The organism is Paenibacillus germinis (assembly GCF_013141785.1).
Classification (GTDB): Bacteria; Bacillota; Bacilli; order Paenibacillales; family NBRC-103111; genus Paenibacillus_E; species Paenibacillus_E phytorum.
Genome location: NZ_WHOC01000148.1, coordinates 24,661 through 50,210, shown reverse-complemented (window position 1 = coordinate 50,210; position 25,550 = coordinate 24,661). Strand labels below are relative to the sequence as shown.

Annotated in this window: 23 protein-coding genes; all 23 read left to right on the top strand. The window is 47.3% G+C overall.

The genetic code is table 11. From position 1 onward, the window contains the following. Positions 1-146: 146 nt before the first annotated feature. Entirely contained in the window at positions 147-1,673 is a 1,527-nt protein-coding gene (locus tag GC102_RS27275; protein WP_246321150.1) for a serine hydrolase domain-containing protein, read from the top strand. Further along, the gene (locus GC102_RS27270) at positions 1,670-3,145 is read left to right on the top strand and encodes a M81 family metallopeptidase (protein WP_171692327.1); all 1,476 of its coding nucleotides are present in this window, start codon (positions 1,670-1,672) and stop codon (positions 3,143-3,145) included. The genes GC102_RS27275 and GC102_RS27270 overlap by 4 nt, the downstream gene beginning before the upstream one ends. Positions 3,146-3,236: 91 nt before the next feature. Further along, positions 3,237-4,835, top strand: a complete 1,599-nt coding sequence (locus tag GC102_RS27265; protein ID WP_171692326.1) for an ABC transporter substrate-binding protein — start codon at positions 3,237-3,239, stop codon at positions 4,833-4,835. A gap of 113 nt (positions 4,836-4,948) precedes the next feature. Further along, positions 4,949-5,869 carry an ABC transporter permease gene (locus tag GC102_RS27260; protein WP_171692325.1) on the top strand — a complete coding sequence of 307 codons (921 nt, stop codon included), beginning with the start codon at positions 4,949-4,951 and terminating at the stop codon, positions 5,867-5,869. Between the two features lie 87 nt (positions 5,870-5,956). Next, the gene (locus GC102_RS27255) at positions 5,957-6,808 is read left to right on the top strand and encodes an ABC transporter permease (RefSeq protein ID WP_171692331.1); all 852 of its coding nucleotides are present in this window, start codon (positions 5,957-5,959) and stop codon (positions 6,806-6,808) included. A gap of 26 nt (positions 6,809-6,834) precedes the next feature. Then, positions 6,835-7,728, top strand: coding sequence for a serine hydrolase (locus GC102_RS27250; RefSeq protein WP_171692324.1), 894 nt, complete (start codon positions 6,835-6,837; stop codon positions 7,726-7,728). Positions 7,729-7,786: 58 nt separating this feature from the next. Next, positions 7,787-8,767 carry an ABC transporter ATP-binding protein gene (locus GC102_RS27245; RefSeq protein ID WP_171692323.1) on the top strand — a complete coding sequence of 327 codons (981 nt, stop codon included), beginning with the start codon at positions 7,787-7,789 and terminating at the stop codon, positions 8,765-8,767. Continuing rightward, positions 8,764-9,735, top strand: a complete 972-nt coding sequence (locus GC102_RS27240; RefSeq protein WP_171692322.1) for an ABC transporter ATP-binding protein — start codon at positions 8,764-8,766, stop codon at positions 9,733-9,735. Before GC102_RS27245 ends, GC102_RS27240 begins: the two co-directional genes overlap by 4 nt. A 52-nt stretch (positions 9,736-9,787) precedes the next feature. Continuing rightward, complete coding sequence (locus GC102_RS27235; RefSeq protein WP_171692321.1) at positions 9,788-11,269, top strand: M81 family metallopeptidase; 1,482 nt, start codon at positions 9,788-9,790, stop codon at positions 11,267-11,269. Between the two features lie 23 nt (positions 11,270-11,292). Beyond that, positions 11,293-12,432 carry a M20 peptidase aminoacylase family protein gene (locus GC102_RS27230; RefSeq protein ID WP_171692320.1) on the top strand — a complete coding sequence of 380 codons (1,140 nt, stop codon included), beginning with the start codon at positions 11,293-11,295 and terminating at the stop codon, positions 12,430-12,432. A gap of 46 nt (positions 12,433-12,478) precedes the next feature. Next, entirely contained in the window at positions 12,479-13,615 is a 1,137-nt protein-coding gene (gene menC, locus GC102_RS27225; protein ID WP_171692319.1) for an o-succinylbenzoate synthase, read from the top strand. Positions 13,616-13,698: 83 nt separating this feature from the next. Further along, entirely contained in the window at positions 13,699-14,430 is a 732-nt protein-coding gene (locus GC102_RS27220) for a GNAT family N-acetyltransferase (protein WP_171692318.1), read from the top strand. Between the two features lie 11 nt (positions 14,431-14,441). Continuing rightward, positions 14,442-15,503, top strand: a complete 1,062-nt coding sequence (locus GC102_RS27215) for a Glu/Leu/Phe/Val family dehydrogenase (RefSeq protein WP_171692317.1) — start codon at positions 14,442-14,444, stop codon at positions 15,501-15,503. Between the two features lie 60 nt (positions 15,504-15,563). Beyond that, positions 15,564-16,568: a quinone oxidoreductase family protein gene (locus GC102_RS27210; RefSeq protein WP_171692316.1), complete on the top strand. Its 1,005-nt coding sequence runs from the start codon at positions 15,564-15,566 to the stop codon at positions 16,566-16,568. 13 nt (positions 16,569-16,581) lie between these two features. Beyond that, a complete protein-coding gene (locus GC102_RS27205; protein WP_171692315.1) occupies positions 16,582-17,475 on the top strand; it encodes a LysR family transcriptional regulator in 894 nt (297 codons plus the stop codon). A 13-nt stretch (positions 17,476-17,488) separates the two neighbouring features. Beyond that, entirely contained in the window at positions 17,489-17,725 is a 237-nt protein-coding gene (locus GC102_RS27200) for an ACT domain-containing protein (RefSeq protein WP_171692314.1), read from the top strand. Positions 17,726-17,882: 157 nt separating this feature from the next. Continuing rightward, positions 17,883-18,779, top strand: coding sequence for a LysR family transcriptional regulator (locus GC102_RS27195; protein WP_171692313.1), 897 nt, complete (start codon positions 17,883-17,885; stop codon positions 18,777-18,779). 111 nt (positions 18,780-18,890) lie between these two features. Then, a complete protein-coding gene (locus GC102_RS27190; RefSeq protein ID WP_171692312.1) occupies positions 18,891-20,069 on the top strand; it encodes an aminotransferase-like domain-containing protein in 1,179 nt (392 codons plus the stop codon). A 32-nt stretch (positions 20,070-20,101) separates the two neighbouring features. Beyond that, a complete protein-coding gene (locus tag GC102_RS27185; RefSeq protein WP_171692311.1) occupies positions 20,102-20,836 on the top strand; it encodes a 2OG-Fe dioxygenase family protein in 735 nt (244 codons plus the stop codon). A gap of 92 nt (positions 20,837-20,928) precedes the next feature. After that, on the top strand, positions 20,929-21,810 hold the full coding sequence (locus tag GC102_RS27180) for a hypothetical protein (RefSeq protein WP_171692310.1): 882 nt from the start codon (positions 20,929-20,931) through the stop codon (positions 21,808-21,810). After that, complete coding sequence (dmpG, locus tag GC102_RS27175) at positions 21,800-22,861, top strand: 4-hydroxy-2-oxovalerate aldolase (RefSeq protein WP_171692309.1); 1,062 nt, start codon at positions 21,800-21,802, stop codon at positions 22,859-22,861. Before GC102_RS27180 ends, dmpG begins: the two co-directional genes overlap by 11 nt. 204 nt (positions 22,862-23,065) lie before the next feature. Further along, positions 23,066-24,490: a dihydrolipoyl dehydrogenase gene (gene lpdA, locus GC102_RS27170; protein WP_171692308.1), complete on the top strand. Its 1,425-nt coding sequence runs from the start codon at positions 23,066-23,068 to the stop codon at positions 24,488-24,490. Positions 24,491-24,529: 39 nt separating this feature from the next. After that, entirely contained in the window at positions 24,530-25,543 is a 1,014-nt protein-coding gene (locus GC102_RS27165) for a thiamine pyrophosphate-dependent dehydrogenase E1 component subunit alpha (RefSeq protein ID WP_216628181.1), read from the top strand. Positions 25,544-25,550: the final 7 nt, after the last annotated feature.

Here is a 25,550-nt window from a genome sequence, read left to right as displayed (position 1 = left end):
TTCTTATCGCCGGTGTGACACAAGCGGACTGGGAAAACGTGGAAGAACGCTTTAACAAGTATGATCAGACCAGTCAACAGTTTTATCCGTTTGCGTCGACGTACCAATAAGACAACAACGTTCACAGCGATTAGTAGGCGGTTGCTATGATAAAGAGAAAGGCCAACTGGTGCAAGCTGCTTGCAGCGTTCACCTGTACCAATGAGATGAAAATTACGGGAGGGTTTCTTATGTATAATCAGGAATGGATCAACACGTTTGAGGAATATGCACAACAGCTGGTTGAAGAGCATCAAATTCCTAATGCCGTTATCGGCATCGCAAAAGATGGAAAGCCCTTCTATCAGAAAGGGTTTGGATTTAGTGACGCTGAAAGCAGACATGCAGACACAGCAGATACAGTGTTTGGCATAGGCTCCATAACCAAGTCTTTTACATGCGTAGCGATTATGCAACTGCAGGATGCGGGTAAGCTTTCCGTGCACGATCCGATTGTGACCTATCTCCCGGAATTTCGTCTGAAGGCGGGAAACATAGTTGAGCAAATGACGATCCACCACCTGATGACGCATACAGCAGGGCTGCCGCCGCTATCTACTTTGTACCTGGCGATTAAACGGAGCTTGCAACTCGATCCTGATAGTCTGCAAATACTTGGGGAACGCGCCTTTAACATGGTTAATAACGGGCCGATGATCGAAACATATGCAGAAATGTTGAAGTATATGGCCGAATTGGATTTCGAACTGCTCGGTTTGCCCGGTACGCAGTTTAGTTACTCCAATGATTCCTATGCTTTGCTGGGTCTTATTGTGGAACGAGTCAGCGGAAAGCGCTATGAATCCTATATAAAAGAGCACATTCTGCAACCGGCGGGAATGAATCGAAGCGTCTTTTTCCTGGAGGAATTAAAAGGAGACGATAATATTACGTCCATTTACGCCAGTAAAAAGAACGATGGCGATGAGCAAGTGTTTCTTTCCGACTATTGGTATGATGCTCCTGCAATGAGAGCAGCCGGTTTCCTCAAATCGACACTACGGGATATGTTGAAATACGCTGACATTTACCGAACAGGCGGACTTGCCGGAGGGGAGCGAATCCTTAGTGAGGAAAGTGTGAAACAAATGATTGCCCTGCATATCGAGATTGAACCTGGGCGTTTTTACGGTTACGGACTAATGCTTACTCCCGATTATCACGGCAGTCTGCTTGTTGAACATGGCGGAGCCCTCAAAGGGATTGCAGCACAAATGCATGTGCTTCCAGAACTGGGGATAACTGGTGTCTCACTTATCAATCTGCAAGGAACACCTGCTACTGCGCTGATAAATGGAGCTTTGAATGCTTATGCTGGTCGAGCTGCCGAAGCATCTTACCTGTCGTTTTCTCACTTCCAAGTTCCTACGGAGCGGGCGGAGGAATTTACAGGAGACTTTCAATCAGACGAAGGCATGCAGTGCAGCATCAAATGGGAAAACGGCAAGCACGTTCTACGAACCGGAGATATGCAAGAATTACCCATGCAGCCAATTGGTGAAGACCTTTTTTTGATCAAAAGGAGAAGAGCGGAAACTTGTGTGAGACACATTCGTGACAGTAATCACGACGTTGTCCGCATCAGCTTTGGTTTTCGCCAAATGCCGAAATTAAAAGGAGAAAAACTGTCATGAAGATTGCAATCGGTGCAGTGGTGAATGAGATCAACACCTTTTCGAGCGTTGAGACAACTGTAGAATTGTTCAAGCAAGGGGAGTGGGAACGGGGTGAAACCATTCTTTCCAATCACAGAGGTGTGCGCGATTATTTGGGAGGCATGATCGATCGTGCAGAATCGTTGAGCATTGAAGTGATACCTACGTTTGCTGCGTCCGCGGAGCCTGCCGGAAAGATAACGAGAGAGACCTACGAAACGATCAAAAGCGAATTGGCGACGGGCATTCAAGGAGCCGGAATGGTTGATGCGATCTGCCTGTCCCTGCACGGAGCGGGCGTTGTCGAAGGCATCGACGATATGGAAGGCGATCTTTTACAATACGTTCGCAGTCTGGTCGGTTACGAGCTGCCCCTGATCGTAACGCTTGATTTGCATGGTAATCTTACGGAAAAAATGGTTGCAGAAGCAAATGTACTGCTCGGCGTGCATCTGTACCCGCATACGGATTGCTATGAACGAGGCGCGGAAGCCGTCGAAATCGCTGAGCAAATAGTGAAGGGCGGACTTCAAACGGCCATGCACTTGACCAAGCTGCCACTGATGATCCCCACCTCGACGACGAACCTTTCTCCTGCTAAAGATATCAACGCGATTTGTTTGGAATGGGAAAAACACCCTGAAGTTATTGACTGCGCTTTCTTTCACGGCTTCCCTTATACCGACCATCCGGGAGTTGGCGTTTCCGTCGTTGTAGTTACCCGTGGCGACCAGCTACTAGCCAAAGAGGTGGCGGATGACGTAGCGAACCAAATATGGGCCAAGCGGGAAGAATTCACCCCACAATTCCTATCACCGGCAGAAGGCATCCGGCAGGCGCTTGCGGCTGAAGGGCTGCCGATTGTCATCAACGAGACATCAGACAATCCCGGCGGCGGAACTGCAGGTGATGGCACGTATCTGCTTCGGGCGATGCTGGAAGCCAATTTGCAAAATGCTTGCTTCGCCTTTATCTACGACCCTGAAGTTGCTCAAATCGCCCATGAAGCAGGAGTGGGAGCGACAATTACTGTGAAATTAGGCGGAAAAGTAGATAAGCTGCACGGGGAGCCGATTGCGTTGACCGCCACTGTCAAATCGCTCACAGATGGCCGCTTCATTATATCTTCGTCGGTGGGTAAAGGTACACATATGGACCTCGGTAAATCAGTACGTTTACAGGTAGGGGGCCTCGACATTCTCGTCTGTTCCGTCAGAACACAGGTAATAGATGAACAAATTTACCTGCTGCATGGAATCGACGTCAACACTTATAAAATTGTCGCTTTGAAGTCCAGTCAGCATTTCCGGGCAGCATTCGAACCCATCAGCAACCAAATCATCACGGTAGATTCACCAGGTTTAACGACACTACAGTTTTCTTTCTTTGATTACAAACGGTTAACTCGACCGATTTATCCACTTGACGAATTTTCTGTTCATTCATTTTAAAGGAGAAGAGTAGTTGTCATAACTGAATTTAATTGATTGGCGAGACAACTGTTGTATCCGATTACGATCGACAACAAAAGGAGGGTTTTAAATGTTTAATTTTAATCCATCTCGCAGGTTCCATCGTATCTCCATGATGTTCGTTATCTTTGCGATTCTCTTGACTGGGTGCACATCATCACCCAAGCCAGACGGTGATCCAACCGCTAAAGCTACTCCAAAAGAAGGGGGAACGCTGGTAATCTCCTCAATGATTGAACCAGAAACTTTGGATGCGACAAGGTCAACTTGGTTTGACTCTGCAAATGGAACGATGTACGACCCTTTGATCACACTTGATAACTCAGGTAAAATCATCCCCTGGTTGGCTGAAAGCTACAATATCTCAGAGGATGGAAAGATATGGACATTTACATTGCGCAAAGGGGTGAAATTCCATTCCGGCGAACCGCTCAACGCGGAAGCAATGAAGTACACGATTGAAACAATGCTAAAGGATTCCCCGATTAAATCGCTTCTGGGTCCGGTTACGAAGGTAGATGTAATAAATGAGCAAACGTTCAAGATTTTCTTTTCTGAACCGTTCGCTCCATTTATGTCGACAGTCGTAGGGCATTTTTTGACGCCGATAGATCCGAAACGTCACAAGGAAAACCCGGATAATTTCGGAAAAAACCCTTCTGCAACTGGACCGATTATGTTTGATAAATTCGAACGCGGTCAATCTGTATCCTACAAGAAAAACCCGGATTACAATTGGGGCGGTTCATCGGTTGAAAACAAAGGGCCTCTACATGTAGATGAAGTTGTCTTCCGCTTTCTAAAGGATGACGATACGAGAATTCTGGAATTTAAAAAGGGCACGATTCAAGTGCTGTCTGACGTACCGACTACTTACGTGGACGATCTGAAAAAGGTTCCGGGAGTCAAAATTGAAAGCACATTGGGACTAGGGATGGAATATCTAGGGATGAATAATCAAAATCCGATGTTCCGGGATGTTAGGGTCAGACAGGCTCTTGCAATGGCGGTTGATCGTGATCCGATCAATCAGGTTGCCCATTCCGGCTACGCCCAGCCGCTCTTTGGCCCGTTGCCGCCGACCGTTCCTGGTTACAATGAAAAGATCGAAGGCTTGGCAAAAGGTATGTACGCCAAAAATTTGGAAAAGGCAAAATCGTTATTGGCTGAAGCCGGATATAAGGACAGCAAAAAGGACGGAAAACCATTCTCCTTTGAACTGTTGGTGACGGAGGAGCCTGTTTTCCAGCGAACCGCACAAATCCTGCAAAGCCAGTTCAGGGAAATCGGGGTTGATATGAAGATCACTATAACCGATTTCGCTACGTTGAAAGACAGAGCGACTAAAGGCAACTACGATATGTTCCTCCTGTATTGGTACTATAATGATCCAGAAATCATGAACTTAGTGTTTGGTACTAAAGGTATTAACCGCATGCATATCGATAATCCGGAACTAGAGAAACTGCTCCTCAAAGGGAGTGTAGAGACGAATGTGGATGAACGTATGAAGGTGTACGAACAAGCGCAGGAAATTCTAGTGAAAGAAACGCCTTGGATCCCGTTGTTTACTCCTCAGACGGTGACAGCGACACAAGGTATTGAAGGATTCAAACTAAATCCATACACAGGCATTATGTCGCTTAACGATATACGCTTGACGAAATAACGAAGGATGACAACTCGACTGCGTCGATACTACAAGGCTGACGCAGTCGGAGTCTGCAATAAACACTGTGACTTGAGTCTTTATTTAAATCTATAAGTTAGGAGGGAAGTCAATTGCAAAGGTACTTGATAAAAAGACTGCTATCCTTGTTTGGCACACTCTTTGGCGTATCCGTTCTCGTTTTTCTCATCGTTCACTTGATCCCAGGCGACCCCGCTGAACATATATTGGGAGAGCATACGACTCAGGAGGCCATTAAGGAACTGAGGACGGAACTCGGCCTGGATAAACCGTTGCTTATTCAGTATGTGAGTTATGCAGGGAAATTGCTTCAAGGGAATCTGGGGACATCCTATATGACACATGAGACCATTTGGAGCCAGATTGTGAACCGCTTCCCCATTACATTGCAGCTTGCGGCCTTAAGTATTGTGATTGCTGTAGTTGCAGGAGTTATACTTGGGGTTATTTCCGCTGTCAAGCATAATACGATCATCGACCGGTTGATGGTCATTTGCTCCCTCGTAGGGATTTCTGCTCCCGGCTTCTGGGTTGCTCTTTTGCTGATCTGGGTTTTTGCTTATAAACTCGCCTTGGTTCCGATTTCCGGTTATGAGGGGATACGTTCCCTGATTCTACCGGCCATCACGATTGCCATGTCGACAGTGGGAGCTATTGCGCGGATGACCCGCTCCAGCATGCTGGACGTCATCAAGCAAGATTACATGAGAACCGCTGAAGCCAAAGGTGCCGCCTATTATGCTGTCGTCTTCCGCCATGGCCTGAAGAATGCGCTCATTCCCGTTATTACAGTGGTCGGATTGGAATTCGGCTCGATGCTCGCAGGAGCTGTCGTCACGGAAACAGTGTTCAGCTTGCATGGAATAGGCAGTATGGCGATAGAGGCGATCGGCAAGCGGGATATTACGACGATTCAAGGAATGACCTTTTTCCTTGCAGTCCTGTTCGTTCTGACAAACCTCGTTGTTGATTTCATCTATAGCTATGTGGATCCACGAATTAAGTACGAATAGGGAGGAGGGAAAATGTTGAGCAGCAACGTGACACAAGTGAATGCTAAACAAATCACAACACATCTCAATGAGCCGGATGAAACCACGATGATCAAACCTCAGTCCTACTGGGGAACGGTTGGGAAACGGCTTCGAAAAAACAAAACGGCTGTAGGCGGCGGCATCATTTTACTTATTTTTATCATCTGTACACTGGCAGCTCCTGTGTTGGCACCGTATCCGTACAGCCAAATGAATTTTCAGGATCGTATGCTTGGACCAAGTACCGCTCATCTGCTTGGAACAGACGAATATGGTCGGGATATCTTCTCACGAATCTTATACGGTGGGCGCATCTCACTGTTAACGGGTTTGGTTACGGTTGCGTGTGCTTCAGTGATCGGAACAACGCTGGGAGTCATTTCCGGCTACTATCGCAAAATTGACATCTACATCATGCAGGTAATGGATATCTTGCTTTGCCTGCCCGCTCTTCTGCTGGCCATTGTCATCATTGCCATTCTTGGTCCCGGTCTGACCCATGCTATGCTGGCTATCGTGATTGGGGTCATTCCCCTCTATGTAAGAGTCGTACGCGCATCTGTTTTGTCCATACGGGAAAAGGAATATGTGGAAGCTGTTCGCGCGCTTGGAATCAGCGACTTCAAAATCTTGGTCAGACATATACTTCCCAATGTAAGTTCTCCGATTATTGTGTTATCGACCTTGATGTTTGGCAGCAGTATATTGGCTGCCTCTGCCCTGAGTTTTCTCGGTTTGGGAGCACAGCCGCCGACACCTGAATGGGGGGCAATGGTGTATGTAGGAAAAGCGTATCTCAGTAAGGCCTGGTGGATGTCATTGTTTCCAGGACTTGCGATCATGCTCGTCGTGCTTAGCTTCAACCTGTTGGGAGACGGACTGCGAGATGCCCTGGATCCAAAACTCGCACGGAAATAAAACAAATGTTGGGAGGAACTTGAAAGATGAATCTGCAGCAAAAACTGGAGAATGCCGTGAAGGACGAACGGGGTACATTTGGGGTAGCCGTCAAGCATTTGGCAACAAAGGAAGAAGCAAACATCAACGAAGAACGATTGTTTCAGATGGCCAGTTCGTTTAAGGTTCCGATCCTGACGACTCTTTATCGGGATGTCGAGGCCGGAAAAATTCGGTTGGATGAGCGTGTTAAGCTCAAGTGGGAAGAGCGCGTTCCAGGTTCAGGTGTTTTACAACTGCTTGATCCGGAAGCAGAGGTATCTATCAGGGATATGGCCATGCTCATGATTATTGTCAGCGACAATTATGCAACAGACAGAGTATTGGATCTGGTTGGTGGTCCCAAGCAAGTAGAGGCTTATATGAAAGAGCTGGGTCTGAACCATATTCTCGTAAATCAGAGCTGTTGGGATCTTCTGACTCAATTTATAGGGATGGAGCCTCAGGCAGTGTCACCAGAAGCTTATGACGAATTTGTGGAAATTGTGGAAACCAGTGGATATGAGAAAAAAATAAATGATGTGGATCTCACATCCCCGGACCATAATGTGGCGACACCTCGTGATATGGGCAAATTGTTGGAAATGATCGCCCAAAAAGAGTTGTTTTCTGAAAGTTCAAGTAATGGCGTTCTTGATATCATGTGTAAACAGCAATTTAGGAACCGAATCCCTTACCTTTTGCCGGAACAAGTGAAAGTTGCTTCTAAAACGGGAACGATCGGAAGTGCCGTCAATGATGTAGGAATTGTATACTTGCCTGAGGAAAAGGGTGTTTTTACCATTACTGTATTTTCAGAAGGGGATTTATTCAGGCTTGAAGGGGAACAGGCAATCGCCCGTCTGGCCAAAGCTGCCTATGATCACTTCATGGGGAACTAAAACGAGCGGGTGAGCATGTCCTGAAGCTACATATGCGGACAGAGGAGGAGAGATAGGGATGAGCAATGTTCTTCTCGACGTAAGCCAATTATCCATGCATTTCAAAACAGAGAAGGGTCATGTTTCTGCGGTAAAATCAATTTGTTTCCAAATCAATAAGGGAGAGACGGTGGCACTTGTCGGCGAGTCAGGCTGTGGAAAAAGCATCACCTCGCTCGCGATCATGGGACTGATCAAACCAAATGCTGGTCAGGTGGACGGCACTATCCGATTTAAAGACAAAGTCATCAATCGCCTGTCTGAAAAAGAAATGCGTTCCATTCGCGGGAACGAAATTTCGATGATTTTTCAGGAACCGATGACTTCACTTAATCCGGTTCATACCATCGGACAGCAAATCGGTGAGGTATTCAGCATCCATACAGCTTTGTCCAAAAAGGAACGCCGTGGCAAGTCCATTGAGATGTTGAAAAAAGTAGGGATTCCGCGTCCAGATAAAATTGTGGATGAATATCCCCATCAGTTGTCAGGAGGTATGAAGCAAAGGGTGATGATTGCAATGGCTATGGCTTGTAATCCTGATCTTTTGATTGCAGATGAACCGACAACAGCGCTGGATGTGACGATTCAGGCACAAATTCTCGATTTGATGAACGGGTTGAAAGCAAGTATCCATACATCACTTTTGCTGATTACCCATGATCTTGGCGTGGTAGCGGAAATGGCAGACCGAGTTCTCGTCATGTACTACGGGGAGATCGTAGAGGAAGCGGATGTAGCGACGATTTTTACGAATCCCAAACATCCCTATACGAAAGGGTTGCTTCAGTCCGTTCCGGATTTGGAAGAAGAAAGAGACAGACTTGTATCGATTGAGGGGAATGTCCCTGTCATGGGGGAAGTGACGACCGGTTGCCCGTTCCGTTCTCGTTGCGAGCATGCGCATGAGAAATGTGCTAATGAAAATCCTCCTCTTATGAGAGTTGCCAAACATGCTGTGAAATGCTGGCTATACGCAAACGAGGAGATGGTCATATGAGCAAATGGTTGTTGGAAGTAGACGATTTGAAAACCTATTTCCCGCTGAAGAAAGGACTATTTCAAAGAGAAGCCAGTTTCATCAAAGCGGTAGATGGGGTTTCCTTTCGCTTAAAAAAAGGAGAGACGCTGGGGATCGTCGGGGAAAGCGGCTGTGGGAAATCCACGACCGGCAGAAGCATCATGAGTCTGATCAAACCAACAGGCGGATCTGTCAAATATGAAGGACAAGAGATGACAACGTTATCGCAGAGCGAAATGAAAAAGCTGCGGAGACAGATGCAAATTGTTTTTCAAGATCCGTATGGTTCCTTGAATCCTAGGATGACTGTCTATGAAACTCTCGATGAAGCGCTGTCCGTTTACGCCCCCGAAAGCAACAAGCATCTGCGCCGTGATAGAGTGATAGAATTGCTGAATCAGGTGGGGTTAAATCCTACCTTTGTTGATCGGTATCCGCATGAATTCAGCGGTGGACAGCGTCAGCGTATCGGCATTGCCCGGGCCATTGCCGTAAAGCCCTCCTTAATCGTTGCAGATGAACCTGTTTCTGCGCTGGATGTTTCCATTCAGGCACAGATTTTGAACCAATTGCAGGATTTGCAAAAGAGTCTGCAGCTGACCTACATTTTTATTTCTCACGATTTAAGTGTGGTTAAGCACATCAGCGACCGGATCGGCGTGATGTATCTGGGAAGGATGATAGAGAATGCGGGAAAGCATCAGCTCTATTCAAATCCATTGCATCCATATTCCCAAGCGTTGTTATCGGCGATACCGATTCGAAGTCCGCTGCAGAAAAAAGAGCGAATCGTATTACCGGGGGACGTTCCAAGTCCGGTCAATCCGCCAACGGGATGTACCTTTCATCCCCGTTGCAGCCAGTGTATGGACATTTGTAAAACCGATCGTCCGAAAGAGATAGAAGCGGAGCCGGGCCACTTTGTTGCCTGTCATTTATATGGGTAGCCCCCAGCTTCCGTGAAGTTCAGAATTTCAAACATTGAGGAGGAACAAAATTATGAAAATTGCAATTGGTGAAGTATGGCATGAGACCAACACCTTTTCGAGCGTTGAGACAACCGTAGAATTGTTCAAGCAACTGGCGTGGGAACGGGGTGAAACCATACTTTCCAATCACAGAGGTGTGCGCGATTATTTGGGAGGCATGATCAATCGCGCAGAAGCGTTGGGGATAGAAGTAGTTCCTACATTTGCTGCGATAGCTGAGCCTGCCGGAAAGATAACCAGAGAGACTTACGAAATGATTAAAAGCGAATTGGCGGCGGGTATTCAAGCAGCCGGAGCTGTTGATGCGTTCTGCCTCTCACTACACGGAGCGGGCGTTGTCGATGGCATTGATGATATGGAAGGCGATCTATTACAATACGTTCGCAGTCTGATCGGTTACGAACTGCCCCTGATCGTAACGCTTGATTTGCATGGAAATCTTACGGAAAAAATGGCTGCAGAAGTAAATGTAATGCTCGGTGTGCATCTGTACCCGCATACGGATTGCTACGAACGGGGCATGGAAGCCGTTGACATTGCTGAGCAAATGGTTAAGGACGGACTTCAAACGGCCATTCACTTGATCAAACTGCCGCTGATGATCCCCACCTCGACGACGAACCTCTCTCCGGCTAAAGATATCAACGCGATTTGCTGGGAATGGGAAAAACACCCTGACGTTATTGACTGTGCTTTCTTTCATGGCTTCCCTTATACCGACCATCCGTACGTTAGCGTTTCCGTTGTTGTTGTTACCAAAGGCAACCAGCTACTAGCCAAAGGGGTGGCTGACGACGTAGCGAACCAAATATGGGCCAAGCGGGAAGAATTCACTCCTCAAGTCCTATCGCCGACGGTTGGCATCACGCAGGCCCTTGCGGCTGATGGGCTGCCGATTGTCATCAACGAGACATCAGACAATCCCGGCGGCGGGTCATCAGGCGACGGCACGTATTTACTACGGACGATGCTGGAAGCTAATTTGCAAAATGCCTGTTTCGCCTTCATCTACGACCCTGAAGTAGCACAAATCGCCCATGAAGCGGGAGTGGGAACGACGATTACTGTGAAATTGGGCGGGAAAGTAGATAAGCTGCACGGGGAGCCGATCGCGTTAACCGCCACTGTCAAATCGCTCACAGATGGCAGCTTCATTACATCTTCGTCGATGTGGAAAGGCTTGCATGTTAACCTCGGCAAATCGGTACGCTTACAAGCAGGCGGTCTCGACATTATCGTCTGTTCTGTCAGAGCACAAGTATTTGATGAACAAATTTACCTGCTGCATGGAATCGACGTCAACACGTATAAAATTGTCGCTTTGAAGTCAAGTCAGCATTTCCGGGCAGCATTTGAACTCATCAGCAAACAAATCATTACGGTAGATTCACCAGGCTTAACGACACTTCAGTTTTCTTTCTTTGATTACAAACGATTATCGCGACCGATTTATCCGCTTGACGAAGTAACATTCCAAGCAGAAACTTTATAAAAGGTAGGGGACGGAGTTAACCAATGAGTACTTACATGCCGAATGATTACGTGAATCAACAGCGTGAACATATTGTTCAAACCTATCGCGATTTGCATGATTTGGCAGAGCCCAGCTGGAAAGAAGAGAAAACCTCGCACTACTTGCAAGAACGCTTGCAAGAGGCTGGTTTTTCAGTTCACACGTTTGCCGGGCACTATGGTTTTGTAGCGGAGATTCCAGGGGAAACAACAGAAGTCGTAGCTCTTCGTGCCGACATGGATGCATTGGTACAAGAGGTAGACGGAGTTGTGAAGGCTAACCATTCCTGTGGCCATGATGCTCACAGCACGATGGTACTCCATACCGCATTAGCTCTCTCTGCGTGTCAGATTCGCCCCCATAAAACGATTCGCTTTATTTTTCAGCCTGCGGAGGAGAAAGGGGAGGGAGCGCTTCAAATGATCCGCGACGGCGCCTTGGATGGAGTAACGATGCTCTTAGGGGTGCATTTGCGTCCTAGTATGGAAGTGCCGTATGGCAAAGCCGCTCCCGTTATTGTGCACGGCGCGTCTACGTCCATTCGAGGAGTGATTCAGGGTCTGCAAGCCCACGCTGCTCGCCCGGAAAAGGGGAAAAATCCTCTTGAAGCAGCAGCCTTGATCATTCAAGCATTACAGGGAATTCGCCTGCAAGAACGGTGCCCATTCTCTGTAAAAATCACGCAATTGCAAGGAGGAGGTGAAACCTCCAATGTCATACCGGAAAGAGCTGAATTTACGCTCGATCTGAGAGCCCAGACCAACGAGGGAATGGCCGAGTTAAAAGAAAAAACCGCACATGTGCTTCACACGGTTGCAGCTTTAACCACTACTTGCGTGGAGTGGAAGTATGGCAGCTATGTACCGGCAGCAACAGTGAATGAGACGATGATAAAGCTCACGGAAGAAGCCATCAGCAAGGTTCTTGGGCCTGAGAATGTGGCGGATCGGTGCCTGACGCAGGGAGGGGAGGATTTTCATTTCTACCCTCTGGAGATGAACGGTCTAGCATCGACGATGGTTGGACTCGGTTGCGATTTAAAGCCCGGTCTGCACCATCCCCACATGTCGTTTGCAATGGAATCTTTGGTATACGGCACACAAATTTTATCAAACGCAGTGTCGGAAGCTGCCCGAGCATAAACTTCAGCAAACAGGAGTAATTTAAAATGAAAGCGGTGACGTATCGATGAACATTGAACGAGTAGAACTACAACGATTAATTATGCCTTTTAAGGCTTCTTTTGAAGCGAGCATTGGACGGATGGACAAAAGAGATTTGGTGCTGGTAACCGTTTATGATACGGACGGAAATGCAGGATACGGGGAAAGCACATCTTTTCCATTCCCTATGTACAACGAGGAGACAACGGACACGGTCTGGTATATGCTGGAGAGGTTTCTTATTCCCACACTGCTCTCGGCAGAGATTACGTCACCGGAAGAAGTGAACGACCTCTTTGCCCCGATTCGCCGTAACAATATGGCAAAAGCAGCATTGGAAGGTGCTGTATGGGATTTGTACTGCAAGCAGAAAGGTATCTCACTGGCAGTCGGTTTGGGTGGGAAAAAGACGACCATCGATGTTGGTGTAAGTATCGGGATTGAGCCGACCATAGACCTGTTGTTGGCGAAAGTAGAAGGTTTTATCAATGAAGGCTATAAAAAAATCAAAGTGAAGATCAAACCCGGCTTCGATATCGAACCGATACGGGCCATTCGCAAACAGTTTGGGCCGGATGTGCCGCTGATGGCAGACGCCAATTCCGCCTATACGATGGATCAACTAAACATTTTAAAGGAACTGGATCAGTTCAATTTGATCATGATCGAGCAACCGCTTTCCCATGACGATATCATTGACCACGCTAAGCTGCAAAAAGAGCTGCAAACCCCGATATGTTTGGACGAGAGCATTCACTCGGTGGAGGATGCGCGGAAAGCGATTGAACTGGGCAGCTGCAGGATTATTAACATTAAAGTAGGCCGTGTAGGTGGTTTAACTGAATCGAAAAAAATACATGACTTGTGTCAGGCGCACGATATTCCTGTCTGGTGTGGAGGAATGTTTGAAACCGGAGTGGGGCGCGCCCATAACATAGCGATAACCTCACTGACCAATTTCACAATTCCAGGCGATACCTCGGCATCCAATCGCTACTGGGTAGAAGACATCGTAGAACCGGAAGTAGCCTTGTTTGCACCAGGAGTGCTTGCTGTCCCGACAGGGGCGGGAATCGGCTACGACCTCAAACCAGAGAGTGTTAAGAAGTTCCTCGTCCGCCAAGAGAGTTACAATCGCCAAATAGCAGGAGTGAGAGAATGAAACCTGTGATTCGTTACGCAATAGTAACCGAACCAGAACACATGCCAGATGTCGAAGCGTTGCAACGTCAAGTTTGGGGAAACATGGCTACAACGCCGTTGGCGCAGCTTGTAGCGGCAATTCACAATGGCGGGGTCGTTATTGGAGCGTACGACCAAGACCAATTAGTTGGTTTTTGCTACGGGTTTGCCGGATATAAAAACGGTGAAGTATCGCTATGTTCTCACATGATGGCGATAGACCCCGAATATCGCGATCTAGGCATCGGTTATCAGCTAAAACACAAACAGCGCCTCTGGGCAATTGATTACGGCTATAAAAAAATTATCTGGACGTTCGACCCGCTCGAGACGCGAAATGCTTATCTCAATCTCTGCAAATTAGGCGGTACGATACGGACGTATCTACCTGCTTATTACGGAGATTTGGCTGACGAAGTGAATAAAGGATTGCCGTCAGACCGCTTTCTGGTCGAGTGGGAACTGGAATCCGTGCGAGCAGTTGATGCCGCTGCAGGTAAATCCATTACCAGTGAAAGATGGCAGAGCTATCCGTCACTGGTGAAGTGGTTGCAATCAGGGAGCTTTGCCCGCCCTGTTATTGGCCAAGTGCTTGGGAATGAGAATGAGTATATCATTCCGGTACCACGCTATCTTCATGATATGAAACGAGACCAGATAGATTTGGCGAAAGAATGGCGATTTACTCTGCGCGATCAATTTCAACATGCTTTGGCAAATGGATATGTAGTCACAGGGTTATTGCGCAGCGAGGATCCGGTTCATTATTATGTGGTTGAAAAAATGACCGTTTAAGGAGGGGCGATATGGAAATTTTTCAATCTATGGTGAAAGATGATTACGAAGAGGTTTTGTTTTGCCAGGATAAGCGTTCGGGACTAAAGGCGATCATTGCTATTCACAATACCACATTGGGTCCGGCACTGGGTGGAGCGAGAATGTGGAATTATGCTTCCGATGACGCTGCAATCGAAGATGCTCTGCGGTTGGCCAGAGGAATGACCTATAAAAACGCCGTATCGTCGCTTAACTTCGGTGGGGGAAAAAGCGTCATTCTTGGTGATCCGAAAAAAGATAAAAATGTAGAAATGCTTCGCGCATTCGGACGATATATTCAACACCTGAACGGACGCTACATTACTGCTGAGGATGTAGGCACTACGGTCGAGGATATGGATATCATTCACCAGGAAACGAAGTACGTGTCAGGTAAATCTGCCAAATACGGGTCTTCGGGTAATCCTTCTCCAGCAACGGCATTCGGTGTCTACCAAGGCATGAAAGCTGCGGCCAAAGAAGCATTTGGTTCCGATTCGTTGGCAGGAAAAACAGTAGCCGTCCAAGGCGTAGGAAACGTTGCCAACTTTCTCTGCGATTATCTGCACAAAGAAGGAGCGCAGTTGATTGTGACCGACATCAACAAGGAGGCAGTAAAGAAGGTCGTAGAACAATATAATGCCAAAGCGGTTGATCCGAAAGATATTTATGGCGTTCGTTGCGACATCTATGCTCCTTGTGCTTTGGGAGCCACCATCAATGACGAAACAATCGTTCGATTGCAAGCGAAAGTCATTGCGGGTGCGGCGAACAATCAATTGAAAGAAACGCGGATCGGTGATCTGATTCATAACATGGGCATTTTGTATGCACCTGATTATGTCATTAATGCCGGAGGAGTGATTAATATTGCCGATGAATTGGACGGTTATGATCGTGAACGGGCATTTAACAAAGTGAAAGAAATATATAACACCACTTCCTTAATCTTCGAAATTTCAAAGCGCGATGGTATACCTACTTATATGGCGGCAGATCGTCTTGCTGAGGAACGCATTCATTCACGACGAAAAGCCAGTTGCAAAGTATAAATTTGGCGGTGCCGACTAGATCGAGTCTCTGAGGCTGCCATAGGAGAGGTGGAGGTTCATATGAAAGCCGTGATATTACGAGATCTTGGCGGTCCACGTCAGCTTCGTTACGAAGAGGTGCATACACCAGAGCCCAAGTCAGGCGAAGTGTTGGTGCGATTAAAGTACGCCGCTATTAATCGTAGAGATTTGTGGATTACTCATGGATTGTATCCCGGACTGAAGCTTCCCTCGATTCTGGGAGCGGACGGAGCCGGTGAAGTCGTCGCCTTGGGTGATGGTGTGCAGAACATTCCGCTTGGCGGTTCTGTTATTATCAATCCAGCTTTGAACTGGGGGGAGCATCTGGCTTACTACGGTCCCGGATTCTCCATATTGGGTATGCCGACGGATGGAACTTACGCGCAATATGTCACCGTTCCGAGTCAAAATGTATATGTTAAACCTGCATATCTTTCTTGGAAGGAAGCATCAGCGCTCCCTTTGGCCGGTTTAACTGCTTATAGAGCCATGATCACTAGGGGTTGTGTGCAAAAAGGGGAGACGGTATTGATTCCCGGAATCGGCGGCGGGGTAGCCCTGTTCGCCCTGCAATTGGCCGTGCTGAAAGGGGCAAATGTGTTTGTCACTTCCGGCAGCGAAGATAAACTCGAGAAAGCGAAAATGCTCGGAGCGAAAGGGGGAGTCAACTATCGTTCAGCGCATTGGGCCAAGGATTTGAAAAACGTGATGGGTGAGGCCGACCTCATCATTGATGGCGTTGGTGGGCCTACCTTCCACCAGCTGCTCTATCTGGCCAAGCCGGCCGGACGCATCGTCATCTTCGGGGCGACAAGCGGACCCATTCCGGAGATAGCGCCCGCCAAAATGTTTTTTAAGCAACTGGATATTAAAGGGACAACTATGGGAAGCCCACAGGAGTTTGGGCACATGCTCCGCGTTTTTGAAGAACATCACATTCGTCCGGTTCTAAGCCGTACATATTCCCTCGAAGAAGCGGCAGAAGCTCTATTCGATTTGGAGGGGAATCAAAGCTTCGGGAAAATCACGTTGAGTATGCCGTAAGGGGGGGGGAATCATGGATGTTCGCCAACTGAACTACTTTTTGGCTATTGCCAAAGAAGAACAAATTACTCGCGCTGCCCAAGCGCTGCATATGGAACAACCACCCTTAAGTCGGCAGCTTAAATTGATGGAAGAAGAACTCGGCGTAACCTTATTTGATCGCAATGGAAAGCAAATGAAGCTAACCCAAGCGGGAGAGGTTCTGCAAAGATGGGCGGAAAGTTTGCTGCACGATTTGAATGAGGCTGTAAAAGAAGTGAAAGATATTGAAAACGGATTGCAGGGAACGTTATCGGTCGGTTCCGTTTTTTCATGCATCTCGCTGCTTCCGCTAAAAATTGGTGAATTCCGTCAGAGATACCCGCGTGTTACCTTTAAAATTTTGGAGGGGGATCATGTTACACTCGCGGAATATTTGGAGCATCGAAATATTGAGCTCGTGATCACGAGACTTCCTTTTGAATCGAATTATGATTCAGACAAATATGCCATAAAGCGATTACCTTCTGACCCCTTTGTGGCTGTTGTACCTCGACAATGGAACTGTTTTCCTTTACAAGACTCCATTTCCATGAAAGAACTCGCAGATTTGCAGCTTTTAGCTGTAAAAAGTGATAAAACTATCAGGTTGCATGAAAAAATCGTAAATGAATGCAGACGTTTTGGATTTGAACCGAATATGATCTGCGAATGTTCGAGTGTGGCGATCATTATCGCATTAGTTGTAGCCGGTATCGGAGCCACAATTTTGCCAAAGTCCGTTATGACTTCTTTTCGGATACCGGACATACAAATACTTGATATCTACGATACCTCTTTTCAATCCGATGTAGGGATTGTCTGGCTTCAAAACCGGTACCTTTCCAAGAGCGCACAAACATTTATCGATATATTTGATAACGTGTAATGGGAGGCCTTGCATGATGTCTCAGACTTTTTGCATTTTGGTGAATGATAATCAAGATGTTCTTCTCAGAGTAATTGGGGTAATTATGAGAAGGGTTCTAAACATTGAGTCATTAACATGGGGGAAAGTAGAGGAGGGTGTTAACAAAATTAAGGTCACCATCAGCGGAGATGAAGCTCGACTTTCCAGAATAGCCCTCCAAATAGAGAAAATTATTGAGGTTATTTCGGTTAACCTTATAGAAGAATAAGATGAAAAAACCAGAATATTTGCTGATTGAATCGAAAGCGCATGTTGCCACAAGCGACATGCGTTTTCGTACATATTGGTATCTTTCCAAGAGCGTACAAACGTTCTAAACGTTAAGACATTGACTTGGGGAAAAGTGGGGGGGAAAGTCCAGAGAGATGGATATTAGACAGCTTCAATACTTTGTAGAAGTCGCCAGACATAAGAATTTCACAAAAGCTTCGCAAGTCCTGTTCGTTTCTCAACCCTCCATCAGCAAGATGATCAAAAGCCTCGAAGATGAATTGGGAGTTACTTTGCTGGACCGTTCGGAGCGGGAAGTTGATCTCACGGATACGGGGGGACTCGTTTACGAGCAGGCTTTGAAAATTTTGCAGTTGATGGAGGACTTGTCTTCTTCTGTGAATGAGCTGGTCCATTTACAAAGAGGAAAAGTGAAGATGGGAATATTGCCTACGGTCAGCGCATTGCTTTTTCCCCAAATTATAACCGGGTTCAAGAAGAAGTACCCCAGGATTGAGATTCAAATGGTAGAATTCAGCGCGAAACATGTAGAGATGCAGCTGGAGCAAGGAAATGTCGATTTTGGGGTCACCGTGTTGCCGGTGAGTACCCAGCATTATGGGACGGTTTCATTGTTGTCTGAAGAGCTGGTTGCCATTGTCGGAAGTGAGCACTGGCTGGTTGGAAGAGAGTCCGTAAGTTTATTCGAATTAACGAATGAACCGTTCATTCTGTTTACCAAAGAATTCGTCCTTCACGACGTGGTTTGGCAAGCCTGCGTGCAGTCGGGGTTTGAACCCAAGGTGGCCCATATGACCTCATTGTGGGATTTCTGCTGTGAGATGGTGGCGTCTCAATTAGGAATCTCGTTGATTCCAAGATCGATGGCGAGCCGTTTGAATTATCTCGCGGTTCATGTCGTTTCGATTTCCCATCCTCATATTGCTTGGGAGTTGGCGCTGATTTATCGCCGGGATAAATACCTTTCTTATGCTTCTCGGGAGTTTATTGCCTATATCCAGGCAAACCTGCCTAATAAACCAGGACTATAGCTTTTTTGAATGGTTTCTATGCATGATATGTATTTAACGAATGGAATAGGGGGCAGTAAAATAAGGGATGTAGCATGCTTTTTCACGAACGAAAGGAGGAAAGTAGGAAGGATGAAATTTTCCAAAAGAATGAATCATTTGCATGGATCAGACATTCGGGCGATCTTGAAAATGACGGAGCAGCCGGGAATGATTTCTTTTGCTGGGGGGATGCCGGCACCGGAGCTTTTTCCGATCGAAGAGATCAAAGCAGCGTCTGTGCAAGTATTGACTGATCACGGCAAACAATCGTTACAGTACACGACAACCGAAGGGTTCCTGCCTTTAAGAGAGCAGATTGCGCAGCGAATGCTCGCCAAGTTCTCTGTATCGTACTCGCCCCAGGACATATTGATCACAAGCGGGTCGCAGCAGGGTATCGAGTTGTCCGGCAAGCTATTCCTCGATGATGAAGATGTCGTATTATGTGAAAGCCCGTCTTTTTTAGGTGCTTTCCAGGCGTTTCGCGTCTACAATCCGAGATTTATCGAAGTGCCTACGGACGATCAAGGGATGATCATGGAGGAACTGACCCGTATATTGGAGACAACGGATCGGGTGAAGCTGATTTATGTCATTCCGGATTTCCAGAATCCTACGGGACGCTCATGGTCTATAGCAAGACGCAAAGCATTAATGGAGATTGCAGGTCGTTATGACATCGTAGTCGTCGAGGATAATCCATATGGCGAATTAACGTACGAAGGCGAGATGCTTCCGTCGCTGGCTTCGTTCGATCGGAAAGGCCAGGTCGTGTTTCTCGGCTCTTTCTCCAAAGTTCTATGTCCCGGTTTTAGGATCGGTTGGGTGTGCGCTTCCCCGCAATTGATGGAAAAGTATGTCGTTGCCAAACAAGCGGCGGATACGCATACGTCGACGTTCTGTCAACGAATTGTCCATACGTACATGGAACGTTTCGATTTGGACGAAAACATCGAAAAAATGAAAGACGTGTACAGGAATAGAAGAGATTTGATGCTGGAGATCATAGAGCGGGAATTCCCAAAAGAAGTCTCGTTTAAGAAGCCCAGAGGGGGATTGTTCATCTGGGTTGAACTGCCAACGACGGTCAATGCTCGGGAGATTCTAAAGAAAAGCTTGGAAAAGGGCGTCGCTTTTGTGCCGGGAGGTTCCTTCTATCCAAATGGCGGTCATGAGAACGCATTGCGTCTGAACTTTTCCAATATGCTGGATGAGAAAATTAGGGAGGGTATTCCCCGTTTGGCAGCCGTGATCCGGGAATTTTTGTAACGACATTTACCATATAAGGAGTGAAATCAGAGATGGAACAAGTGAAAAAAGGGGTACAAACAGCGCTGGATGTGAGCCATGTTTCCGCTCAACTGAAGGCTAAAGGCTTTTGTTCAATTGAAAGCGATTTCTTTAAGCAAGCTGATTTTTTCCGTGAGGACGATTGGAAGGAATTTGCCCAAAGCTTCAATAATCAGCCGGTGGATAAATATATGAAGGATAATGGGACCTACCGGCTTCGCCGGTTTGCGACGATTGAATATTCCACCTCGGATCGCTCCATGAACTTCTTCCTCGATCGCCCTTACTACCAGCCTACGGATATTAATTACTTGAACGGCGGCGTGGTGAGACACTTTGATCCTATGGAAGCGGAGACTACTGACAACCGATTTCTAAGAGGATTGCTCCAATGGGCATTCAACGTGGTGGAGCAATTGGAAGGGTCAAGCAATTGGGAAGTATCGCTTCACCCCATCCGCATCTTGGCCAGAACCAATGAGCAGGGAGAACCGGCTCCGGAGGGAGTCCATCGGGACGGCGTCACATACATCTTTATGATGGTCGTGGCGCGCGATAACGTTCTCGGCGGAGAAAGCACGATTTATGATAATGAACGAAATCCACTGAAAAGCGTCACGCTGCAGCCGCTTGATCTGATTTTTGCCGATGACAATAAAGTGATGCACGGGGTAAGCGCGATTTTGCCGGATGGAGTCGATGGTTACCGTGATGTATTCGTAGCTGCGTTTACCAAAAAAACATAGCTTGGTCGATAGGAGAGATAAGTTAAGCAGAAACAGCTTGACTTATCTTGCTGTTTGCAGGCTTTTTACGAGAAAGGATGGATGAAGACTCCATGCTAATGAAAGCGGCGTTGATAGGGCAAGGGCAGTTGGGACAAGAGCTTTTGATGAAAATAATGAATCATAACCATAGCTTTATTCTTGAATGCGTATGGACGCCAGTCGGGGATTCTTGCATACAGGGCCTTGGTAAACTCAATATTTCCTGCGCGAATAGCATCGAAGAAGTGCTGAATAATGAACAGATTCAACTTGTGTTCAATACGAGCTACACGGGATTAGGTGAATTTGCAAATAAACCTGATCATCGATCCACTAGACGATATATTCATCTGGTGCCGGAAATGCAAGGGAGAGGAGACTTTTATGGGCTTCTTCCCGAGCTTCCGCAGGAGTGTGCCCACATCCAGCTTGTATCCCCAGCCGCACAAGCGATTGTGCCTCTGGTTGCTGCGCTATCTCAGATTTGCTTGATTCAAGAAGCGGAGGTGATCAGTGATATTCCGAGTAAAGCTGCTGATAGCGAATTCAGAGCTCATTTGGACGAATATATGTCAGCCACAGAGCTTGCACTGACAGGAATAGGAGGAGCCTTGCAGGCGAAGTCGATGATTTTCCTTAATCCGGATGAGGAGTCCGCCGTGAATCGATATATCGTGCACCTTAAACTGGAGGGAGGGGTCGATCCATCTACGGTTACCCTGTCATTATCACAAGCTGCTGCTGAGATTTCAAACGATTTTCCAGGTTATCGTTTGAAGTATACGCCTTCCTATTCCGGTTCGATCCTCACATTCATGATTGAGGTGCGGTCATGGAGCAAGCCATTGTCTCAAGACTACGGCCACATGGATCTGTTAACTTCATCCGCATGTCGGGCGGGCGAGCGCTGGGTTAAGCAGCAACAAGAAAGGGGGCTCTACCATGGGGACTAAGCGATTTGTGCAAGTGTTAGATGCCACGATGAGAGACGGGTGTCATCCTCTTTTACACCAATACACTGCGGAGAACTTATCTTTCCTGGCTTCCAGTTTAGATCAAGCTGGTACTCCTTACCTTGAGGTTTCCCATGGAGATGGCGTGGGCGGGTCTAGCCTCCATTTTGGCAAAAGTCTTCTATTGGATGCGGAAGCCATTGACACTGCGAGGGCGTCAGCTCGCAAAGCGCGTATTACCGCCTTGCTGCTGCCCGGCGTCGGCAGGTTGACCGATCTGGAAACGGCGAAGCTAGCCGGAGCACAAGTCGTCCGCGTGGCTACACTAGCTGCGGAAGCCGATCTTGCGCAAAGATACATGAAAGCAGCCCATGCGCTGGAGCTCGAAGCGTTCGGCTTCCTCATGCTGAGTTCTGCGGCCTCACCGGAACAGCTTTTGGAGCAGGGGAAGAAACTGGAGTCTTACGGCGCGAATGCTGTGTATATCGTGGATTCTGCAGGGGCGATGACGATAGATGAGGTTCGCGCCAAAGTGAGCCTATTACGGCAGCATCTATCCATTCGCATCGGATTTCACGGCCATAACAACTTGGGACTCGCTATCGGCAACACGCTTATCGCTGTGGAGGAGGGGGCAGATTTGGTTGACGGATGCCTTGCCGGTTTTGGCGCTGGTGCCGGCAATGCTCCTACGGAAGTGCTTGTAGCCGCGCTTCACAAAATGGGCTATGAAACAGGCATAGATGCAAGCATTCTTCTGCAAGCTGCCGATGAAATGCTGCTGAAGGTGATGCCCAGACCGCAATATATTGAAAAAGGCGCGTTATCTTTAGGTATTATGGGCATTCGAGGCAATTCTTTGTTCACTACCCTTCCCTTGCTCGGCAAATATGGCGCAGACGTACGTGACCTGTTCAGCAGCTTGGTGATCCGAGGCTTGAGCGCTTCGGATATCGAAAGATCAGCGGGTGGAGCCATCGAGGAACGAACGAAAAACATGAATCCGTCGCCTTCCTCTCCTCGGCAAGCTAGCGGTATTCCTTTTCACTAAAAGCAACACGCGTTTTCGTTCTGGTTTTACTGAAAACATGTATTCCTAAAAGGTATGATCATCCAACAAAACCGGTATTTTCTATCTATTTTTTTGAATGATATCATAAAAATATAGCTTACATGGAGGATAGATCAGGTTCGGGGTCACATATAGGCGACGAAATGAAAGCGATTTCAAATTATGGCGAGAGGAGTTTCAGCCATGTCAGCAAACGAATTTGATTTAGTCGTCTTAGGAGCTGGGACCGGCGGTTATGTGGCCGCAATTCGCGCCAGCCAATTAGGCATGAAGGTAGCGGTTGTCGAAAAGGATAAACTTGGCGGAACTTGCCTTCATCGGGGATGCATTCCTAGTAAAGCGCTTCTTCGTTCAGCTGAGGTGTATCACACCGTTACCCAATGCGCTGAATTTGGAGTAGAGGCTCGTGATATATCGATCCATTTTTTGAAAATGCAAGAAAGGAAACAAAGCATCGTCGATCAACTGCATAAAGGTGTTCAATATTTAATGAAAAAAGGGAATATCTCCGTGTTTGAAGGTGAAGGTCGAGCCATGGGACCTTCCATTTTTTCTCCGCAAGCTGGAGCGGTGGCCGTCACTCGTGCGGATGGGCAATCGGAGATTTTAGTTCCTAAGTTTTTGCTCATTGCCACGGGATCCAGACCGCGTGTTCTCCCCGGACTGGAAGCGGATGGACACTATGTGTTAACAAGCAACGAAGCGCTCCAATTGGACGCCTTACCAACATCTATGCTCGTCGTTGGCGGTGGGGTGTTAGGAATTGAATGGGCTTCCTTACTGAATGATTTGGGGGTAGAGGTGCAAATCGTAGAGTTTGCAGAACGTATTCTCCCCTTGGAAGACGCCCAGATTAGCAAGGAAATGACTCGATTATTGAAAAGCCGCAACATCCAAATCCATACAGGTGCGAAGGTGTTGCCTGATACCCTTTTGAAGGAAGGGAACACGGTTACGATTCAAGCCGATCAAGGCGGAGAGCTTCTTGCCTTGCAAGCAGAGAAGATTTTGGTTTCCGTGGGGCGTACGGCGAATGTCGATCATATTGGCATCGAAAATACCGAAGTGAAAGTGGAGCAGGGCGTCATTCAGGTAAACGAATATTTTCAAACGGCTGAAAATCATATTTATGCCATTGGGGATGTCATTGGAGGCTTGCAATTGGCTCACGTTGCTGCTCATGAGGGGATTATAGCTGTAGAGCATATAGCAGGTCTAAACCCTCATCCTCTGGATTACACCAAGGTGCCTAAGGTGACCTATAGCCGCCCTGAGATTGCCAGTATCGGATGGACGGAAGAAGAAGCGAAGAATAAGGGCTATTCGATTACAACAGGCAAATTTCCATTCAAAGCAATTGGTAAAGCTCTGATTTATGGGGAACACGATGGTTTTGTCAAAATAGTCACGGACACCAAATCAGAGGATATATTAGGCATTCATATGATTGGTCCGCATGTTTCGGATTTGATCGCAGAAGGGGCATTAGCCAAATCGTTGGATGCTACTCCTTGGGAAATTGCCCAAACGATTCATGCTCATCCTTCCTTGGCAGAGATACTGGGAGAAGCTGCGCTGGCTGTAGACCGAAGGGCTATTCATTTATGAACATCATCGGTTATAAGAAATGTCTAGGAGGGTCATGCGATGGTTAAATCAGGAATCAGCAATGTAGATAACAGGCACCAAGCTTTAGGTTTATCCGCTGAACAAGTACTCGGCATGTATCGGGATATGCTGTTAGCCCGTAAGGTAGACGAGCGGACGTGGCTCCTTAACCGTGCAGGCAAAATTCCGTTTGTACTCTCTTGTCAAGGACAGGAAGCGGCTCAAGTCGGAGCGGCCTATGCGCTGGATAAAAGCAATGATTTTCTTTGTCCGTATTACCGGGATATCGGGCTGGTCATCTCCTTTGGCATGACGGCAAGGGATTTGATGCTCAATTCGTTCGCTAAGGCTGAGGATCCGAATAGTGGAGGACGACAGATGCCAGGACATTTTGGAGGCAAAAAATATCGGATTTTATCCGGTTCCAGTCCGGTAACCACCCAAGTTCCCCATGCCGTGGGTTTGGCTTTAGCAGGAAGGATGGAGGGCAAGGATCTGGTCGTGTTTGCCTCTTTTGGCGAAGGATCCAGCAATCAAGGCGATTTTCATGAAGGAGCTAATTTTGCAGGTGTTTTCAAATTGCCCGTCATCTTCTTCTGCGAGAATAATAAATACGCCATTTCAGTCCCGTTTTCTAAGCAAGTAGCTTGCCATAGCATTGCTGACCGTGCTAGCGGATATGGGTTTCCAGGTTTCAGTGTCGACGGAAGTGACCCGCTGGAAGTATACAGGGTCATGAAAGAGGCTGTAGATCGCGCAAGAAGAGGAGAAGGGCCAACTTTAATCGAAGCCCGTTGCTTCCGTTTCACCTCTCATTCCTCCGATGATGATGACCGACACTATCGTCCGAAGGGAGAAGTGGAGGAAGAGAAGAAGAAAGATCCCCTTCCGCTTTTTTACCGATACCTTAGAGAAACAGGCGTCCTGACGGATGAGATAGAGAAGGAGATTCAAGACTGGGTTGCAAGGGAAGTGGATGAGGCGACGGAATATGCCGAGGCTGCAGCGGCTCCAGCACCGGAAGATACACTGAAGCATGTATACGCGGAATAAGGGGGAA

Coding starts and splice junctions, on each gene's coding strand:
- GC102_RS27235 (WP_171692321.1), top strand. CDS start 9,788: ATGAAAATTGCAATTGGTGAAGTATGGCATGAGACCAACACCTTTTCG.
- GC102_RS27230 (WP_171692320.1), top strand. CDS start 11,293: ATGAGTACTTACATGCCGAATGATTACGTGAATCAACAGCGTGAACAT.
- GC102_RS27215 (WP_171692317.1), top strand. CDS start 14,442: ATGGAAATTTTTCAATCTATGGTGAAAGATGATTACGAAGAGGTTTTG.
- GC102_RS27190 (WP_171692312.1), top strand. CDS start 18,891: ATGAAATTTTCCAAAAGAATGAATCATTTGCATGGATCAGACATTCGG.
- GC102_RS27275 (WP_246321150.1), top strand. CDS start 147: ATGATAAAGAGAAAGGCCAACTGGTGCAAGCTGCTTGCAGCGTTCACC.
- GC102_RS27205 (WP_171692315.1), top strand. CDS start 16,582: ATGGATGTTCGCCAACTGAACTACTTTTTGGCTATTGCCAAAGAAGAA.
- GC102_RS27270 (WP_171692327.1), top strand. CDS start 1,670: ATGAAGATTGCAATCGGTGCAGTGGTGAATGAGATCAACACCTTTTCG.
- GC102_RS27180 (WP_171692310.1), top strand. CDS start 20,929: ATGCTAATGAAAGCGGCGTTGATAGGGCAAGGGCAGTTGGGACAAGAG.
- GC102_RS27195 (WP_171692313.1), top strand. CDS start 17,883: ATGGATATTAGACAGCTTCAATACTTTGTAGAAGTCGCCAGACATAAG.
- GC102_RS27250 (WP_171692324.1), top strand. CDS start 6,835: ATGAATCTGCAGCAAAAACTGGAGAATGCCGTGAAGGACGAACGGGGT.
- GC102_RS27210 (WP_171692316.1), top strand. CDS start 15,564: ATGAAAGCCGTGATATTACGAGATCTTGGCGGTCCACGTCAGCTTCGT.
- dmpG (WP_171692309.1), top strand. CDS start 21,800: ATGGGGACTAAGCGATTTGTGCAAGTGTTAGATGCCACGATGAGAGAC.
- GC102_RS27245 (WP_171692323.1), top strand. CDS start 7,787: ATGAGCAATGTTCTTCTCGACGTAAGCCAATTATCCATGCATTTCAAA.
- lpdA (WP_171692308.1), top strand. CDS start 23,066: ATGTCAGCAAACGAATTTGATTTAGTCGTCTTAGGAGCTGGGACCGGC.
- GC102_RS27265 (WP_171692326.1), top strand. CDS start 3,237: ATGTTTAATTTTAATCCATCTCGCAGGTTCCATCGTATCTCCATGATG.
- GC102_RS27185 (WP_171692311.1), top strand. CDS start 20,102: ATGGAACAAGTGAAAAAAGGGGTACAAACAGCGCTGGATGTGAGCCAT.
- GC102_RS27240 (WP_171692322.1), top strand. CDS start 8,764: ATGAGCAAATGGTTGTTGGAAGTAGACGATTTGAAAACCTATTTCCCG.
- GC102_RS27255 (WP_171692331.1), top strand. CDS start 5,957: ATGATCAAACCTCAGTCCTACTGGGGAACGGTTGGGAAACGGCTTCGA.
- GC102_RS27200 (WP_171692314.1), top strand. CDS start 17,489: ATGATGTCTCAGACTTTTTGCATTTTGGTGAATGATAATCAAGATGTT.
- GC102_RS27165 (WP_216628181.1), top strand. CDS start 24,530: ATGGTTAAATCAGGAATCAGCAATGTAGATAACAGGCACCAAGCTTTA.
- GC102_RS27220 (WP_171692318.1), top strand. CDS start 13,699: ATGGCTACAACGCCGTTGGCGCAGCTTGTAGCGGCAATTCACAATGGC.
- menC (WP_171692319.1), top strand. CDS start 12,479: ATGAACATTGAACGAGTAGAACTACAACGATTAATTATGCCTTTTAAG.